The organism is Virgibacillus sp. MSJ-26 (assembly GCF_018918075.1).
GTDB lineage: Bacteria > Bacillota > Bacilli > Bacillales > Amphibacillaceae > MSJ-26.
The window spans coordinates 58,344-74,183 of the sequence record NZ_JAHLPW010000012.1; the positions used below are offsets into that span (position 1 = coordinate 58,344).

At 37.1% G+C, this 15,840-nt stretch carries 14 protein-coding genes; 3 read left to right on the forward strand and 11 right to left on the reverse strand.

Annotated features, from left to right (window positions below; all coding sequences use genetic code 11):
* Positions 1 to 103 precede the first annotated feature (103 nt).
* Positions 104 to 793, reverse strand: coding sequence for a Crp/Fnr family transcriptional regulator (locus tag KQI49_RS12220; protein WP_216489382.1), 690 nt, complete (start codon positions 791 to 793; stop codon positions 104 to 106).
* Between the two features lie 374 nt (positions 794 to 1,167).
* Between KQI49_RS12220 and KQI49_RS12225 the strand changes: the two genes are divergently transcribed.
* Positions 1,168 to 1,560: a cbb3-type cytochrome c oxidase subunit I gene (locus tag KQI49_RS12225; RefSeq protein ID WP_216489383.1), complete on the forward strand. Its 393-nt coding sequence runs from the start codon at positions 1,168 to 1,170 to the stop codon at positions 1,558 to 1,560.
* 293 nt (positions 1,561 to 1,853) lie between these two features.
* Here the strand turns inward: KQI49_RS12225 and KQI49_RS12230 are convergent, their stop codons facing one another.
* Both KQI49_RS12230 and KQI49_RS12235 read right to left on the reverse strand, forming a co-directional pair.
* On the reverse strand, positions 1,854 to 2,414 hold the full coding sequence (locus tag KQI49_RS12230) for a DNA-3-methyladenine glycosylase I (RefSeq protein ID WP_216489384.1): 561 nt from the start codon (positions 2,412 to 2,414) through the stop codon (positions 1,854 to 1,856).
* Position 2,415: 1 nt separating this feature from the next.
* Complete coding sequence (locus tag KQI49_RS12235) at positions 2,416 to 3,258, reverse strand: sulfurtransferase (protein WP_216489385.1); 843 nt, start codon at positions 3,256 to 3,258, stop codon at positions 2,416 to 2,418.
* A 103-nt stretch (positions 3,259 to 3,361) separates the two neighbouring features.
* Between KQI49_RS12235 and pepT the strand changes: the two genes are divergently transcribed.
* Complete coding sequence (pepT, locus tag KQI49_RS12240; protein ID WP_216489386.1) at positions 3,362 to 4,594, forward strand: peptidase T; 1,233 nt, start codon at positions 3,362 to 3,364, stop codon at positions 4,592 to 4,594.
* Positions 4,595 to 5,123: 529 nt separating this feature from the next.
* Positions 5,124 to 6,173, forward strand: coding sequence for a M15 family metallopeptidase (locus KQI49_RS12245; RefSeq protein WP_371817567.1), 1,050 nt, complete (start codon positions 5,124 to 5,126; stop codon positions 6,171 to 6,173).
* 220 nt (positions 6,174 to 6,393) lie between these two features.
* Here the strand turns inward: KQI49_RS12245 and KQI49_RS12250 are convergent, their stop codons facing one another.
* The 8 genes from KQI49_RS12250 to KQI49_RS12285 all read right to left on the reverse strand — a co-directional run bounded on the left by KQI49_RS12250 (position 6,394) and on the right by KQI49_RS12285 (position 15,824).
* Complete coding sequence (locus KQI49_RS12250; RefSeq protein ID WP_216489387.1) at positions 6,394 to 6,936, reverse strand: HD domain-containing protein; 543 nt, start codon at positions 6,934 to 6,936, stop codon at positions 6,394 to 6,396.
* Between the two features lie 236 nt (positions 6,937 to 7,172).
* Positions 7,173 to 7,625: a DUF2269 family protein gene (locus KQI49_RS12255; RefSeq protein WP_216489388.1), complete on the reverse strand. Its 453-nt coding sequence runs from the start codon at positions 7,623 to 7,625 to the stop codon at positions 7,173 to 7,175.
* A 307-nt stretch (positions 7,626 to 7,932) separates the two neighbouring features.
* Positions 7,933 to 8,385 carry a nucleoside deaminase gene (locus KQI49_RS12260; RefSeq protein WP_216489389.1) on the reverse strand — a complete coding sequence of 151 codons (453 nt, stop codon included), beginning with the start codon at positions 8,383 to 8,385 and terminating at the stop codon, positions 7,933 to 7,935.
* Between the two features lie 171 nt (positions 8,386 to 8,556).
* Positions 8,557 to 9,573 carry a PTS sugar transporter subunit IIC gene (locus KQI49_RS12265; RefSeq protein ID WP_216489390.1) on the reverse strand — a complete coding sequence of 339 codons (1,017 nt, stop codon included), beginning with the start codon at positions 9,571 to 9,573 and terminating at the stop codon, positions 8,557 to 8,559.
* Between the two features lie 276 nt (positions 9,574 to 9,849).
* Positions 9,850 to 10,224 carry a protease inhibitor I9 family protein gene (locus KQI49_RS12270; RefSeq protein WP_216489391.1) on the reverse strand — a complete coding sequence of 125 codons (375 nt, stop codon included), beginning with the start codon at positions 10,222 to 10,224 and terminating at the stop codon, positions 9,850 to 9,852.
* Between the two features lie 40 nt (positions 10,225 to 10,264).
* Positions 10,265 to 10,939, reverse strand: a complete 675-nt coding sequence (locus KQI49_RS12275) for a hypothetical protein (protein ID WP_216489392.1) — start codon at positions 10,937 to 10,939, stop codon at positions 10,265 to 10,267.
* A gap of 30 nt (positions 10,940 to 10,969) precedes the next feature.
* Positions 10,970 to 11,524, reverse strand: coding sequence for a signal peptidase I (locus KQI49_RS12280; RefSeq protein WP_216489393.1), 555 nt, complete (start codon positions 11,522 to 11,524; stop codon positions 10,970 to 10,972).
* 61 nt (positions 11,525 to 11,585) lie between these two features.
* Positions 11,586 to 15,824 carry a S8 family serine peptidase gene (locus tag KQI49_RS12285; RefSeq protein WP_216489394.1) on the reverse strand — a complete coding sequence of 1,413 codons (4,239 nt, stop codon included), beginning with the start codon at positions 15,822 to 15,824 and terminating at the stop codon, positions 11,586 to 11,588.
* Positions 15,825 to 15,840 lie beyond the last annotated feature (16 nt).

The window sequence follows — 15,840 nt, forward strand, 5'->3', positions numbered from 1 at the left end:
CATCATTGTAATTCGATGATGTAGAGTCAGCTCTTTTTATTTATAAATACCCTTGTGTACCCTACGAACGAATCCAAGTATGCCGAGCTTAAAGGGGCTTTATTTAATGAATGCTACACATTACAACTGGACAGTCTTCACAGTTAATTTCTGCTTTCAAATGTTCGATATTGTGAATGGTAATATACCCTTTATTTGTTGTCACGATATGATCTTGTCTTAGATCACTTAATAATCGACTGACACTCTCTCGTGATGTGCCACAGAAGTTAGCCAATTCTTGATTGGTAAGTTTAAAGTTTATTAAAATCTCATCATTTTCTACCGTCCCATAACTATTGGCTAGACGAATAAGTGTTGAATATAACGCTCCTTTTCTGCCATACATCACCAAGTCTCGGAGTTTTGTTTGATCTCTTAAGGACATTTCCGTAATGATATTAATGAACTCCATGGCAAGCTTGCTATTTTCCAATAGTTTTTGCTCAAGATCCTTCTTACTAATTTCAACTACTTCACTATCGGTAAGAGCCGTGGCGGTCAAAATATATTTAACACTATCGGTATAAAGTGCAATTTCCCCTACTATATCTCCCTCTTTACCAAGTCTAAGGGCAAGTTCTCGTCCATCAGCTGTCATTTTTCCAATTTGAATTTTACCAGACTTGACGATGAAAATACTTTCAGCCTTTTCTCCAGCCGTAAACAAACGCTCGCCTTTTTTTAAGAAGTTGATATCATCTGCTGCTGATAAAAGATCTTTTAATTCATCTGATAATGATACATTGTTCATTAACTGTGAAATGATAATCCTCTCCTTCTTACAAAAGTAAAGTTAATCGACGTTGCTTTTTTGATAAGAAGTTATATTGGTTTTATAAAATTTCGAACAAATACTTATAGTTTATCGTACCATACGAAGGAATGTCAGTCTATAGATGCATAGAGGAGGGCTAAATTATACTTTTTATTTATATTATAATAAGTTTCCTCACTTTTCGCATTTGACCTATCTAACAAATAGTTTCGCAAGTACCTAGTGTAAATCGATATATCATATAAATACACTCACTTACATAGAATCTACTAAGCTTCATATATTAGTTTCTTATTAGAAATTGTAACGTCTTTCTTATTTATTGGTGTAATTTAAAAGGGGGTATTTATATGGGACCAAGATGGATTAAAGTAGCCGCTATTTATTTTATTATTGGTATATCTCTTGGCATTTTTATGTCTTCCACCTTGCAATTGAACTGGGCATCTGCCCACGCACACATTAACTTAGCTGGTTGGGTTTCTGTTGCCATTATGGGATTAATCTATTCCGTTTATCCTGCCGCTGGAAATAATTCATTAGGAAGATGGCATTTTTGGCTGTATAACATCGGCTTGCCGTTCTTCTTTCTGAGTACATTCATGGTACAAATCCCTGATATGTTGGCCTTTGCACACGTGTTTACATTTGGCGGCGCCGGGGCAATGGCTGCCGGTCTAATTGTATTTGTTGTAAATATTTTCAAGAATGTTAATGGGAGAATAGTCTTTAAGGATAATTAGTAGCTTCTTAGCTTCAAAAAGCACTTGGTATAAAAGCAGTCACGAAAATTGTAGTGTCTAAGTTTCGTTTAAGTTTATTTGAAGTGGATGAAGGACAAAATTATGTAGTTTTATCAAAAAATGTCCTTCATAGGGCGGATGAGGGACATTTTTAAAGTTTTCACCCTGAAAATGTCTTTCACTACATCGATGAAAGACAAAATCACGTGGATTTTACTAAAAATGTCTTTCATAAACTAGATGAAGGACATTATTGAAGTTTTGTCCTTGAATATGTCCTTCATCACAGGAAGTCATCTGGATTGATACAGAAAACAATCTTTAGTATGATCATTCACCATACCGGTTGCTTGCATGAAGGCGTAACAAATGGTTGGTCCAACAAATTTAAAACCACGTTTTTTTAAATCCTTGCTCATTGCTTCTGATTCTTTTGTTGAACTTGGCACGTCTTCTTTATTTTTTCGTTCGTTCAAATGAGGCTTTCCGTCAACAAATTGCCAAATGTAATTAGTAAAACTACCAAACTCGTGTTGGACTTTCAAAAAAGCTTGGGCGTTTGTGACTACTGAATTAATTTTAAGTTTGTTCCGAATGATACCCTCATCATTCGTTAGTTTTTCAATTTTATCGCTTCCGTATTGACTAATTTTCTGTGGTTCGAAATTATCGAACGCATTGCGGTAATTTTCCCGTCTTTTTAAAATAGTAATCCAACTCAAGCCAGCTTGGGCTCCTTCAAGTGTCAACATTTCAAAAAGTTTTCGATCATCATGGACAGGTCTTCCCCACTCATGATCATGATAGTCAATATAAATAGGTTCATCTGTGACCCAGTCGCAGCGTTTGACCATATCACTCTTCCTTTGTTTCAAGCGGGTTTTCGTCGTAAGAAATCCAATCACTGAAACTTCCAGGATACAGTTTTACGTTTGTAAACCCTGCTCGTTTAAGTGCGAGGATATTCGGACATGCTGAGACACCTGATCCACACGAGACAATAATTTCATCACTTTTAGATAAATCACTAAAATGACGTTCAAGTTCCTCATTATCTTTCCAGTTTCCTTCAGCATCTAAGACATCTTTCCAAAAGTAATTTTTCGCACCTGGAATATGTCCCGCTCTTCCGTAGAGTGGTTCGGTCTTACCTAAATATCTATCTTTTGAACGTGAATCGATTAAGACGGCTGACTTGTCATCCATCTTTTGCTTAACATCCTGCATGTTAACTATTTCATTTTCAAACGACGACGGCTTAAATGTTTTTGCTTTTCTTTGAGGTGTGTCCGTGGTAATCTCATTACCCTCTTGTAACCATTTCGCCAACCCACCATCAAGAATATAGGCGTTTTCGTGACCTAAATAGTGAAAAAGCCAGAGGCAGCGTGCTGAGAACATATCATTTTTCTCACCGTAAATAACGACGAGTGTGTCATGATTAATACCTAATTCTCCTAGCTTACTCGCAAGCACATCTTTATCAGGCAATGGATGACTCCCACCATGTTGTTTAGCTTCACTTGATAAATCTTCTTTTAAATCTAAGTAGACTGCTCCTGGAATGTGACCTTTTTGATATGCCACTCTCCCTGCTGCCGGGTTATTTAGTTGGTACCTGACATCGACGATTGCAACATCCCGTTCATTGTTTTGCATAGAATTTTCCAATTGATTTACTGTCATTAAAAAAGACATAAAATCCCTCCAGATTTTCATTTTACATCTTAATTGCTTTATATCATATTTTCTTTATTATATGATAAAATAAGCGAAAGTTAAAAAATTGGAGATGATGGATATGAAAGATGATTTGATCAAACGTTTGATTACATATGCCAAAATGGATACCCAATCAAATGAGAATAACGACACAACTCCTTCAACACCTGGACAACTGGAATTAGCTCATTATCTCGTTGACGAATTAAAAAGCATCGGACTGGGGAATGCGTCTGTCGATGACAATGGTTACGTAATGGCAACCCTTCCAGCGACAACAGATAAAAATGTACCGACCATCGGCTTTCTTGCTCATGTTGACACGGCGACCGACTTTACTGGAAAAAATGTGAATCCACAAGTCATCGAAAATTTTGATGGCAACGATATTATCCTTAATAAAGAGCTTGATGTTGTTTTATCAGCGAAAGACTTTCCAGAACTGCCGAATTATGCGGGACATACGCTAATCACAACTGACGGCACCACGCTTCTTGGGGCAGATAATAAAGCTGGTATAGCTGAAATCATGACAGCGATGGCATACTTAAATGAACATCCTGAAATTGAGCACGGCGACATTCGTGTAGCATTTACACCGGATGAGGAAATAGGTAGAGGCCCGCATAAGTTTGATGTTGATCGTTTTAATGCAAAATTTGCCTACACGATTGATGGTGGACCACTAGGCGAACTACAATACGAAAGTTTCAATGCCGCAGCAGCGAAAGTGACATTTAAAGGAAGCAATGTCCATCCTGGCACAGCTAAAAATAAAATGGTCAATTCAGCTAAATTGGCATCTGAGTTTATCGAAATGTTTCCAGATCAGGAATCGCCTGAACACACAGAAGGTTACGAAGGGTTTTATCATTTAATATCTGTTAATGGTGACGTTGAATCAACACAAGTCTATTATATCATCCGTGATTTTGATAAAGATAATTTCAAAAAACGTAAAGAAACCGTTCAAGCATTTGTAGAAAAAATGAAGAACACCTACGGGGAAGCTTCCGTGGAATTGGACTTATCAGACCAATATTATAATATGCGTGATAAGATCGAACCAGTCAAAGAGATTGTCGATATTGCAGCTGAAGCGATGAAAAATCACCATATCGAACCGGTCATTGAGCCAATTCGTGGAGGTACTGATGGCTCACAACTCTCATATAAAGGTCTGCCGACGCCGAATATTTTCACAGGTGGCGAAAACTTTCACGGTAAATTTGAATATGTTTCAGTAGACAATATGGAAAAGGCCACAAACGTTATTATTGAAATAAGCCGCTTATTTGCAAAAAAAGCGTAAAGAACAAAAGCGCGGGGCGGCCGGTTAGGAAACGTACAAGCTGAAGCGATTCGAGTTCGACTTATCGTAGGAAGGTATTCAATGCTTGATAGTTGCTGGGCGCTTGCGCTGAACGTGGCCAATTTCAGTATAAAGTTATCCACAGAAATTTTAATGTTATCGTTTCCTAAGCAAAAATAAAACTCAAGTTCAAATACCATTTGTCTGAACTTGAGTTTATATTTTTGTCCAATTTTCATATACTCGAATATGAAGCGAAACATACCAGAAACCAGCTAAAAATAATGCTAAACTACTAACCTTCACTTTGAGACACTACGACTAAAGTCGATTTTCCACACTATTTTCCGAATACCCTTAACCTTTTACATACATATGTGGGACGATAACCCCATGTGCAATGAGACCTATAAGGAAAATATTTATATTGCTATTAAGGCCGTTTGTATGAGAAAATATAGGTCGATACGTATAGAATCTAAATGATTTCATCATGTAGTGAAGGATTTTATAGAGGGAGTGCGAGATTGTGTTTAAAAAAACAACATTGCTTACTTTGGGAGCCACCATTTTTTTCACTCTATCTGCATGTGATGCAGGTGATCTTTTTAGCATGCCACAAGATAAAGAGACAGCACCTGTAAATACAACGGGTAATGAGCAAAATGAACAAACCACAGATAATAAAGAAGAAAAGGAAGACGTCATTACTCTTCCACAAGGATTGCTACAAAAAGGCGACCAGGGAAATGACATCGAGAGCCTCCAAAAAGCTTTAAACGAATTAGATTATAACTTAGAAGAAACTTCTCAATTTGATGATAAAACAACATGGGCAATAACTGATTTTCAATTTCAAATAGATGGGTTAGATATTACAGGAATATATGATGATAAAACTAAGTTAGCACTTGAAGCACAGTTTGAAAGTGATAATCAGGTGAAACCAGGAGATGGTCTACCTCTTCAAAAAACTACAGAGACGGATGATGGGATAGAGGTAACTGGAAATCCATATGAAGTTCTTGTTCTTGTCAATAAGGAACATGCTTTGCCGGATGATTTCACTCCAGATGATTTGGTTATACCAAATGTACGTTTCCCATTTACAGAGGACTTGCCTAAAAAACAAATGCGAAAGGTTGCTGCTGATGCGCTTGAGGAAATGTTTGACGCAGCAGATGATAAGGGACTTGAGTTGTTTGCTCAGTCTGGATTTCGCTCATTTGATCGACAAGAAGAAATATTCGCAGCCAATGTAGAAAAAAACGGTGAAGAAGCCGCCAATAAATATAGTGCACGTCCTGGAGAAAGTGAGCATCAGTCCGGATTAACAATGGACGTCACGAGTGCTGATGTTGGCTTCGATCTCATTATTGACTTTGGTGAGACGCCTGAAGGTAAATGGATTGAAAAACATGCAAGTGATTATGGGTTCATTATCCGTTATCCTGAGGGTAAGGAAGATATTACTAAATACCAATATGAACCATGGCACTTAAGGTATGTTGGAGAGAAAGCCGCTAAAGATATTATGGACAAAAGCATTACGTTTGAAGAGTATTTGGAAAATCTATAGGGATTGACTGGAACGTATTAATGTTTAAGTTGGAATGCCGCGCGAGTTGGAGCGGTCGCCGCGCGAGTTGACGCAGTCCCCGCGCGAGTTGGAGTGGTCGCCGCTCTATTAAAATCAAACCCTAATCATTCAAAAACACGGCCATATTACCGTGTTTTTTTACGTTTGAGTTTTTATTGTTTTCATTTTGAAGTGTAAGTTAGAAGTTGGAATACTTAATTTAAGCCATTTTTTGTTGGTGGTTATTTTGAGGGTTTTCTTTTTGGTCAATTTTTATATCTAGAGCGCGAATCCGTTCTAGAGCAACATATTGTTCTATTTGTCGATAGTGATGATTTCCACCCGTTTCTTCATCCTTTTCATCAGCAAGCGTGACGACTTGTTGCAAAGGTTGCAATTCTAGATGACCTTGCGGCAAATAGGAATCCGTATGCAGTAAGATAGCAATGGCTATTTCTTTCGCAATATGTCTTTCTTCGCCAATTCGAATCAACAATTTATGTGCCCGGCTCGCCCCTTTAATAGCATGGATGTCATTTTCTTTATATAAATCATAATCCCACTTTCCATCACGATACCAAGTGTAATGTCCGATATCATGAAGTAACCCTGCTTTAGCCGCTTGATCTGGATTAACACCATATTCATGGGCAAGCAAAAAGGCATATTCAGCCACTGTAATGGCATGTGCAATACCGGAACGAGCTAAATATTTCTGTGTAATAGGATGAAGGAAAATATCTTCTAAGTTTACTTTTCGCATGGTGATCGCCTCCTCTTTTATTATTTTAAAATTTTATTGAAACTTAAATTGAATACACTACTCTAAATAAATTTGTACAACTATAGCATGTCCTTTATCTTTTTTCAATAGTTTAATATCACCTTTCCCCTATTTTTATCGTTATCAATCATGATTAATTATTTTCATAGGCCAAAAACGTCTTATTATAAATAAAATAGCCCACCCTATTCGATGCGCTAATTTTATCTACTTTATTAAAATGGTTTTAAAATCATTAACGCGATAATAATTAAAAATAAAATGTTCTCAATACGTTCATAAAAGAATAAATCTTTTGCTAAAATATGATATCTTTCTGGCACATCATCACCTTGATGTTCTTTCAGCATTTTTTTAATAGGTTTTGAGCGTGGTGACAGTGCAATCGGTCCAAATGCGAGAGCAACCAAAAATAGAATGAGACTTACAACATACCAACCTTGCTTTAACAAGTATGGATTGATCATCCCCATTAATACCCCTGTTACAAGCAGTAATGTTCCACCAACCATGACGAATATATGGATGCGATTACGAATCAGATAGGCATGTCTGAGTTCGGTCATTGTTTTCGCTTTAGTAACAACATAAATCATAATAAAACCAGGACCTAATCCCAAAATAGCTGAAAATATATGAATAAAAACGAGCAGTTTGTAAAAAGACATGATTGAAAACCTCCAACGAATAACCTTATCTTTATTATACAGCTTTTAGGGGAGGTATTATGTGATTAATATCACCATTCCTAAAAAAAGTAAATGAATCGGTTAAGTGATAAGGCAGTGTATAACTTTTTAATACAACTCATTCTTTAAATTTCTTAAAAGCAATTTTCATCATAGCTTAATATATGGAGGATGTCGAATAATTAATATGCTTTATCATAATCGTTACTATAAATGAAACGGTGAGATCTTCTCACGCTGGAAAAAACCTCACCATTCATCGTAAAACAACAACTTCACTAGTGATTTAATTCTGTTCTTTCCATAATTTCATTGGGTCTTCTTGACCTTCTTCAAGTGGCATGGAATACATTTGTACCGTTCTTTCCTCACGTGGTTTCTGGAAGTCCTCATATAAAGTAACAGAAGCACCCAATCCTACATCCGCTGTATCTTCAATAGATGCGCAATAATATCCTTTTTCAATTCCTACGTAGAACATAGCTGTTAGACACATTGGACAAGGTTCTCCACTGGCATACATGATAGCTCCTGATAGATCATTGGTTTGTAGCTTTTCCTGTGCTATACGAATAGCTACTAATTCAGCATGCCCACTCACATCATATTTTATATGTACTTCGTTCACACCCTCGGCAATAATTTCATTGTCCTTGACCAAGACCGCTCCAAAAGGCTGACCACCTTCACGAACATTTTCAGCTGATAATTCAACTGCACGTTTCATAAATTTATCCATCTCATATTCCTCCTATTAAAATTGATTAATCGATTCTTTATCATTTTAAAAGTTGAAATCTAAAGATCTTCCTACGCAAATCAATAAATGATCTTATCACCTTTCCTTTCTATTCGTAGCATGGCGCTGCCTTCTAGCTCCCATTTTACATGATTAGGAATAAATTGCCCATTATTCATAGTCTATCTTCATATCTCCCTGTTGGATCCATCCTTTCTTCCTAAACCATTCTGATAAACCAAGGCTGATAACGGCAGGAGCTACAATATGTAAGATTAACACGCTCCAAAAGATAGACATCGAAAACCCCATCGATTCGAATGTCATGATCTGTCCAACAAGCCCACTTGTCCCCATTCCTGCACCTGATGAATTGTTTAATAGTTTTAACCACATTGTTGCAAACGGGGCAAGAACAGCACCAGCAATAGTTGGCGGGATAATGATGATCGGCTTCTTTAAAATATTAGCAACTTGAAGCATGGAAGTACCTAAACCTTGGGCTAAAAAGCCACCAAATCCATTATCACGGTAACTTGACGTGGCAAAGCCTATCATTTGGGCTGAGCAACCAATCGCCGCCGCTCCTGCCGCAATACCGTCAATTCCAAGCATAAATGCGATAGCCACACTTGAGATTGGGGCAGTTAAAGCCCACCCCATTAATACCGCCACAAGGATTCCCATAAGAAGTGGTTGCTGTTCTGTAGACCAATTGATTAGTTCTCCAAACCAAGTCATAAACTGATTAATCGGTGGCCCAATGAATTTCCCCACTGTAAATCCAACAATAACCGTGACCATTGGTGTAATAATTATATCAATTCTCGTTAATTTATAGACTATTTTCCCAAACTCAATGGCAACTAAAGCCGCGATATAACTGCCGACAGGTCCACCAAGTTCTGACCCAAACGCACCTGCAAATAAAGCCGAAAACATAACGAGCGGTGGTGCTTTCAATCCATATGCGATGGCGACTCCGATAGCTCCCCCAACAATTTTATCGTCCATCGCGAATGTACCCATTTCTTCAAGATAACTTATATTCAGTTGTTCTCCAGCTGTGTTTAAAATCAACCCCATAATGAGCGAAGAAAACAGCCCTAACGCCATATAACTTAAAGCTGTAATCAAATATTCTTTAACTGAGAGAGAGACCCCTTTTTTCTGTAAGAACTTCCTCACTTAATTTCCCCCTTTTATATTATGTTGGATGTCTGACATAACGGTGGTTTCGATGAGTTTCCCCTTTCATGTGATTAAATTCACATAAAAGACCGATATTGCTCACAATCTCACTCATCTATTCTATACTATATTATTACGTTAAATAATTCATTATTGCAAGAACCTTTTGTGATTTTGCGATTTTTTTGGCAATGATTTATATTTTACGGTCTATTACGAAAAGATCCCCAATCTTAATTGTGACAATTAAGATTGGGGGCAGTATTAGTCAAATTATATTTGATACCTCGTGTCGACCGGTTTTTTCGGTAATCCTATTTCTTTATTTTTATAAACCGCTTTAATAGCTGTAGATTTAAGAAGATGTTTAATTGCATTTCCCTTAAGCCGCATCGCTACACCGTTAAAGGAGTCTTTATAAGTATGAATAACCGAGTATTTATTTTGTTGTTCATCCAAAATTTTTAGGTCACTCTGAAATGATTGATGACTCATGTCAACCTGCTTTTTAGCTTGTTCCATCGTTAGACCTAAATGACTAATCGCCATGGCTACTTTGGCAGGCTTTATTTTAAACTCAATAAGTACTTCAATGTATTCATCACTATAGATATCTATTTTTGGATCAATATATATGTCTGTCTGCATGCTTGTTCACCTTTTATATTTACAAGTTAGTTATTTCAAATTAATCGTACTTTGCACCATCATCGGTTTGTTTTCCAATCACATTAAGTTGCGCATTATAAGTAGCACTCTGGTATTCATTGCCTGCACTTTCATCCATCTTTACTCCGATCATCACGTCAATATATTGACCTTCTTCCAATTCCCAGAACGAATCCTCACTACCTTCGCCTAGTAAGATTTCCCCTGAATCAGACTCATTTTGGGAAATGATTTCCCCATGAACTTCTATCCCCTCTGATAAGCTCATATTAACGGTACGCTCATTCGTTGTTCCTTCAAAAAGGTTTTCAAGAGCGATTTCGGAGTCTTCATATGCATCTTGATTAGGCGTAATTGTATATTTCATCGCCATATACCCCACTTCGTAAGCATCAAGTGACGCTTTATCGATTGAATGAGTGTAGGTCGCCTTTAAGTGTGCGTCTAAATCTCCAGTATTTGACAGAGATACCCAATTACCATACTCAAGCTGAGAAGGAGTAAAATTCTCCCCCTCAAAAAGTGGCTCTTCAATATCCACGCCATTATTTATTTCCAATGCACCGTTTTTCATTTCACCATGTGCATTCGTTTCGGAAGTAAACCATGAGTGTGTTCCTAAGCCGGCCGTTGCAATTAACGCTGCCGAAAGTGACGTAGCAAGAAAAACTTTTTTAACTTTATTCTTTTTCATTTGTTATCCCCCATTATTTAGATATATTTTTTAACTAACTTTCTCATTGTCATCATTGTTTCTTATACGTTCATAGAACTCCAAACTGACATAACCAATTAGTGGGATTATTATCAAAAGTACAAAGCCTGTTTTACTAATAACAAAGTTTGCGATATATCCTAACTTCGGAATATGGAATAGTACTTTTCCAACCAAATGATTAGCATGAACTATTTCTTCATCAATAACATTGTTATTATCACCTTTTGTGACAAAGCTCGTTTCCCCTTTTTCTTTAATAGTGTCGACAACTCTATGGGTAATATAGGACGTATCTTTTACTTTAAATGTAATAATGTCATCTTTATGGATATCTGATGCACTCATTGTTTCTACAATAACAAGATCACCTGTTGCAAAGGTTGGATTCATACTATTTGATAAAACCGTAAGTCCTTGATAGCCCAAAATATGAGGGGGTTGGTTAGGATGTTTGCTCATTTGTACAAGCAACATCAGTACGAGCACAAATATGACAGCAAACAGCATCTTAAAAATTAATGTGATTATTTTTCTATACGGAAATTTATAGATTTTGCTCACCTAAAAGCCCCCAATCACTTATTTAGGGATTTTCGCACACATCAAACAGTGTGCGAAAATCTTATTTATCAGATGGTTCTAGACCAAGAGCCTTTAAGAAATCATCAATTCCTTTTGGTCCAAGTTTCTCAAGTGGCTTTTTATCACCTGCTGTATCGCCAATACTTAAGAAATTCTCTTCGATATACCGGACATCAATTTCGTCTACAATGCCGTCTTTATTGATATCTGTGTCATCATTTTCCTTACCATATTGAGCAACAATTCTCATGACGTCATGTATATCAATGACCCCATCGCCATTTAAATCACCAGCTTTGTTTATACCCAGATCTATTTTAGTTTCATGTCCAACTAATTCACCGTCTACTTCTTTTGCCGGGTTCAATGTTAATGTAGTGGTCAAATGACCAGGAACCTCAACATAAAACGTGTAATCGTCATCTGAAACTGGTAGACCATCTATCGTAAACACACCATTATTGTCAATTGAACCTTGATAAGTTTTGCCTTTATCATTTAATTTAGCATAGACATTTACGCCAATTTCCTCATAATCTCTCGTTTCCATGAATCCTTCTTCATGTCGGAAGGCTTCTGCATGAATAGAACCATTTACAGTAGATTTACTTGGAATTAACATAAAGGTATCATGATAAAACACAGGAATCGAGGTATATTCAGTATCTCCGTACTGTTTATATCCAAGGTCATTGACAGTTAAAACGGATAAGTCTTTATAATATTCATCATCGATTACTTTGAATTTCAGATCAATGAAGTCTGTGTTTCCTGAAAATCCTTCAAATGATTCATCCGCAATAGTGGCTCCTACTGTGACTGTTTTGCCAGAAAACCCTTCATCAAACGATGGTTCATGAAGGTCGACTTGTACATCATGTTCTTCGGCAAACTCTTTAAATTCGTTATTTAATTCGACACCTTCAAATGAAAAAATGTCTTCATTGTATTCTACTTCATATTCACCAGCGATAAGTTGATCGATGTTGTTAAGATCTAACGTCATCGTAAATTCATCGTCAAGTGATAACTTGTCTTGATCATAAGTCGGCAAAGCATAAGGCGATCCTTCTTTAATAAATGAATATCTTGGTATATCCATATTTGCATTTGTTGCTAAATCGACTGGAATTAAATCCAGATTCATCGGTCCATCTTCTATTTCTTCTGGAAGAACACCAACTTTCAAGAGGCCTTCAGAATCCACTCCAAGTACGCCCGGAAATGGAGATTTATCATAATAACCGACAATGTTTTCGGACTGATCGTAATTAAATCCTTTTGAGTTTAGCAAGTCGATTGTTGAATCATATACATTCATGTGCATCCAAAATGCATAATGACCATATTGATCTGTAAACATTGATTCATTCAGTTCAATAACACCTGGTTCATAATCATTGAAAGTCATTTCAGGTGGCGTATTATCAACGACAATGATTTCTTCTAAAGAATATGTTTCACCCTCAGCATCTGTTCCGATTAATTCGTAAATATAATCCCCTTCTGGTAATACAATTGGGTCAAATGATATTGGGTTGGCCGGGTCATCTTCAAAAGGATAGACATGTCCCATAAACCCTTCCAATAAAACATATTCGACATCGGCTTCTAAATTAGATAATGATCCAACAACTCCTAGTGACTCACCTGTTTCAGGATCATTTACGACAATATCGACTGTTTCCATTGGACTTTTTAAATTTAAAAATACGGATATGATTGGATTTAAAAATGGATGGAACTCCCAGTCATTCGTTACTGCTGGTCGGTCTAGTTCCGCATAATCAATTCCTTTATCAGAAATCCTTACAGCAAATGGGACCTGATACTTTTCAGATGAATCATCTACGTTTGTTATCCGAACATAACCTTCATACGTTCCAAATGCTGCATCTGCTGGAACATAAATAGTCGGATCTAGCGCTTTACTTGCCTCACCTGATACCGTGATAGAATTTGGCATATCCAATTCAACACCGTTAGCTCCTGCATCTTGACGATTATTTTCTGCTGGTAAAAAGTCAGCTTCAATACTATATGTTTTTTCTTCGTTAGAGGTATTTTCAATAATAGCTTGCTTACTCTCTTCAAGGTCTTCTTCACCCGTCATGTAGTAACTGCCATAACGTATTGACCCTGTTTCCCCATCAATTGTTACAACTTCGTCATCACTTTCAATCATGTCAACGTCATCAATAACAGTAATTATCGTATCTGTATGAACTGCGTCATAAACGTTAATTCGACCAGCTCCCACTTCATAAACGGAATAATCTTCTTGTAAATTTACAGATGTATTCATCAATGCTTTCTTTACTTCAAATGGCGTATAGTCAGGGTTCTCTTGTAAAACTAATGCCGCTGCCCCTGCGACATGTGGTGCTGCCATTGAAGTTCCATCACTACGTCCATAAGCTGATTCATAACTATTATTATCAGCATCATTAATAAATGATGGGAAGGTAGAATATATAGCTACACCTGGTGCAGTAACATCTGGTTTGATATCGTAACTGCCTGTAACAGGACCTCTTGAACTGAAATCGGCTAAATTGTCACCGATCGTTTTAGTATTCGATAGGTCACCAAATTGCAATTGTTCTTCTTCATCTAACGCTGATTTTAGCTTGTCTCCATCTTCTTTCGATAATCGAAATGTAGGGAGAATGTCTGTTGCTTCACCAAGATAAAATGGAATTTGTCCATCTTCATCGTTATAAATAATGGCTGCTAAAGCACCCGCTTCCGTTGCATTTTCAATTTTATCTGCAAATGCAAGATCCCCCCGTTCAATTAGCGCAATCTTTCCTGACAAGTCTTTATTTACGTAATCTTCTACTGTGCCAAGGCCGACATATTCAATAGGATAGGATTCGTCTTGGAAATCTCCTATGTCATCAGTGAAGTTTTTAGCTAGTAATTGTAAATCTGTTAATAATGTATCGCCTAGAGTTACTTCATAGGTTGGAATGTTCTGTGATACATCACTTGCTCCAACTGTAATCGGCAACGCAGCTGCCCCAGGAGTACCTACAGTTTTTGCACTTGGACCAGCATTTCCAGCCGCTACCACGGTTACTACATCTGATAACATTGCATTATTAACGACAATTGATGCAGGAGATAATGGATCATTAATGCTAGCACCTAAGGATAAGTTAATCACATCCATACCATCACGAACCGCTTTATCTACACCAGCAATAATCCAATCCATATCCCCAGTCCCATATGGACCTAATACACGATAATTATATAAATCTATCCCAGGTGCAACCCCTTTAACGGAATGGTCGATTTCATTTTCCTGTTGGCCTGCAATCGTGCCTGAAACATGCGTACCGTGGGCGGTATAATAAGAACTACCATTCATATCGAATTCAGGTTCCCCTGATTCTTGCCATTCTTGATATGTTGTTTCCATTGGATCCGCATCATCATCGACAAAGTCCCAACCTTTAACACTGTCTGGATCAATCGTTGTTGGATCTTCACCTTCTTTTGCACGATATCCGTCATATACATTGGTTAAGTCAGGGTGATTATAATCAATACCTGTGTCAACAACGCCTACTTTAATTCCTTCCCCTGTAATTTCTTCATCATGAAGCCTATCAACCCCAATTTGCGGGATGCTGTCAATCATTTTCGGTTCAATTTCTTTACTATTTGATTCTGGCAAATCTAGTGTTACTGTTTCATTCTTCCACACTCGTTCGATTAAACCAGATTGTAAAAGTGTTTCAATCAAAGTACCTGGTAGAGTCATAGAAACACCATTAAAAGCATCACGATACTCTTGTTTTATAATCATTTTAGCTTGAGATTGTTCTGATTTTGCCTTGGAGGATTTCCCATTTTCCGACTTCGTTTCATTTGAATGTTCTTTTTCGGTGGTTTTAATCAGCTTTTTAAATTCACTATGAGATTCCTCAACCTTTTCCTCTGAGTTTTGTAGAGACAAGATTTGCCCTTTCCCGCTCAGCTTCGTCTTAGCAACCTCTACTTTTGCTGGCTCTTGTTTAAATTCAATAATGACATCAACTGGACTGTCGTTTTCAACATTAATATCAGGATGTACCACGAAACTTTTCTGTGCGTCTAATTGCTTTATAGCACTTCTTTGTTCTGCTGTTAAATTATTTAAAATGTCAGCTGCATCTTTTTTGTTCGTTTGTGCCTGTACTGGTTGGAATGAGGGTACAAACAATGAGCTTAATAGTAACGCAATAGATAAAATAACAGTTACTAGTTTTAAATTTTGTCTTTTTATCATAAGTCTCTCCTTTCAC

Bases quoted from the DNA above. Each gene is read 5' to 3' on its own strand.
- KQI49_RS12220 (WP_216489382.1), bottom strand. From the start codon at position 793: ATGAACAATGTATCATTATCAGATGAATTAAAAGATCTTTTATCAGCA.
- KQI49_RS12225 (WP_216489383.1), top strand. From the start codon at position 1,168: ATGGGACCAAGATGGATTAAAGTAGCCGCTATTTATTTTATTATTGGT.
- KQI49_RS12230 (WP_216489384.1), bottom strand. From the start codon at position 2,414: ATGGTCAAACGCTGCGACTGGGTCACAGATGAACCTATTTATATTGAC.
- KQI49_RS12235 (WP_216489385.1), bottom strand. From the start codon at position 3,258: ATGTCTTTTTTAATGACAGTAAATCAATTGGAAAATTCTATGCAAAAC.
- pepT (WP_216489386.1), top strand. From the start codon at position 3,362: ATGAAAGATGATTTGATCAAACGTTTGATTACATATGCCAAAATGGAT.
- KQI49_RS12250 (WP_216489387.1), bottom strand. From the start codon at position 6,936: ATGCGAAAAGTAAACTTAGAAGATATTTTCCTTCATCCTATTACACAG.
- KQI49_RS12255 (WP_216489388.1), bottom strand. From the start codon at position 7,625: ATGTCTTTTTACAAACTGCTCGTTTTTATTCATATATTTTCAGCTATT.
- KQI49_RS12260 (WP_216489389.1), bottom strand. From the start codon at position 8,385: ATGGATAAATTTATGAAACGTGCAGTTGAATTATCAGCTGAAAATGTT.
- KQI49_RS12270 (WP_216489391.1), bottom strand. From the start codon at position 10,224: ATGCAGACAGACATATATATTGATCCAAAAATAGATATCTATAGTGAT.
- KQI49_RS12275 (WP_216489392.1), bottom strand. From the start codon at position 10,939: ATGAAAAAGAATAAAGTTAAAAAAGTTTTTCTTGCTACGTCACTTTCG.
- KQI49_RS12285 (WP_216489394.1), bottom strand. From the start codon at position 15,824: ATGATAAAAAGACAAAATTTAAAACTAGTAACTGTTATTTTATCTATT.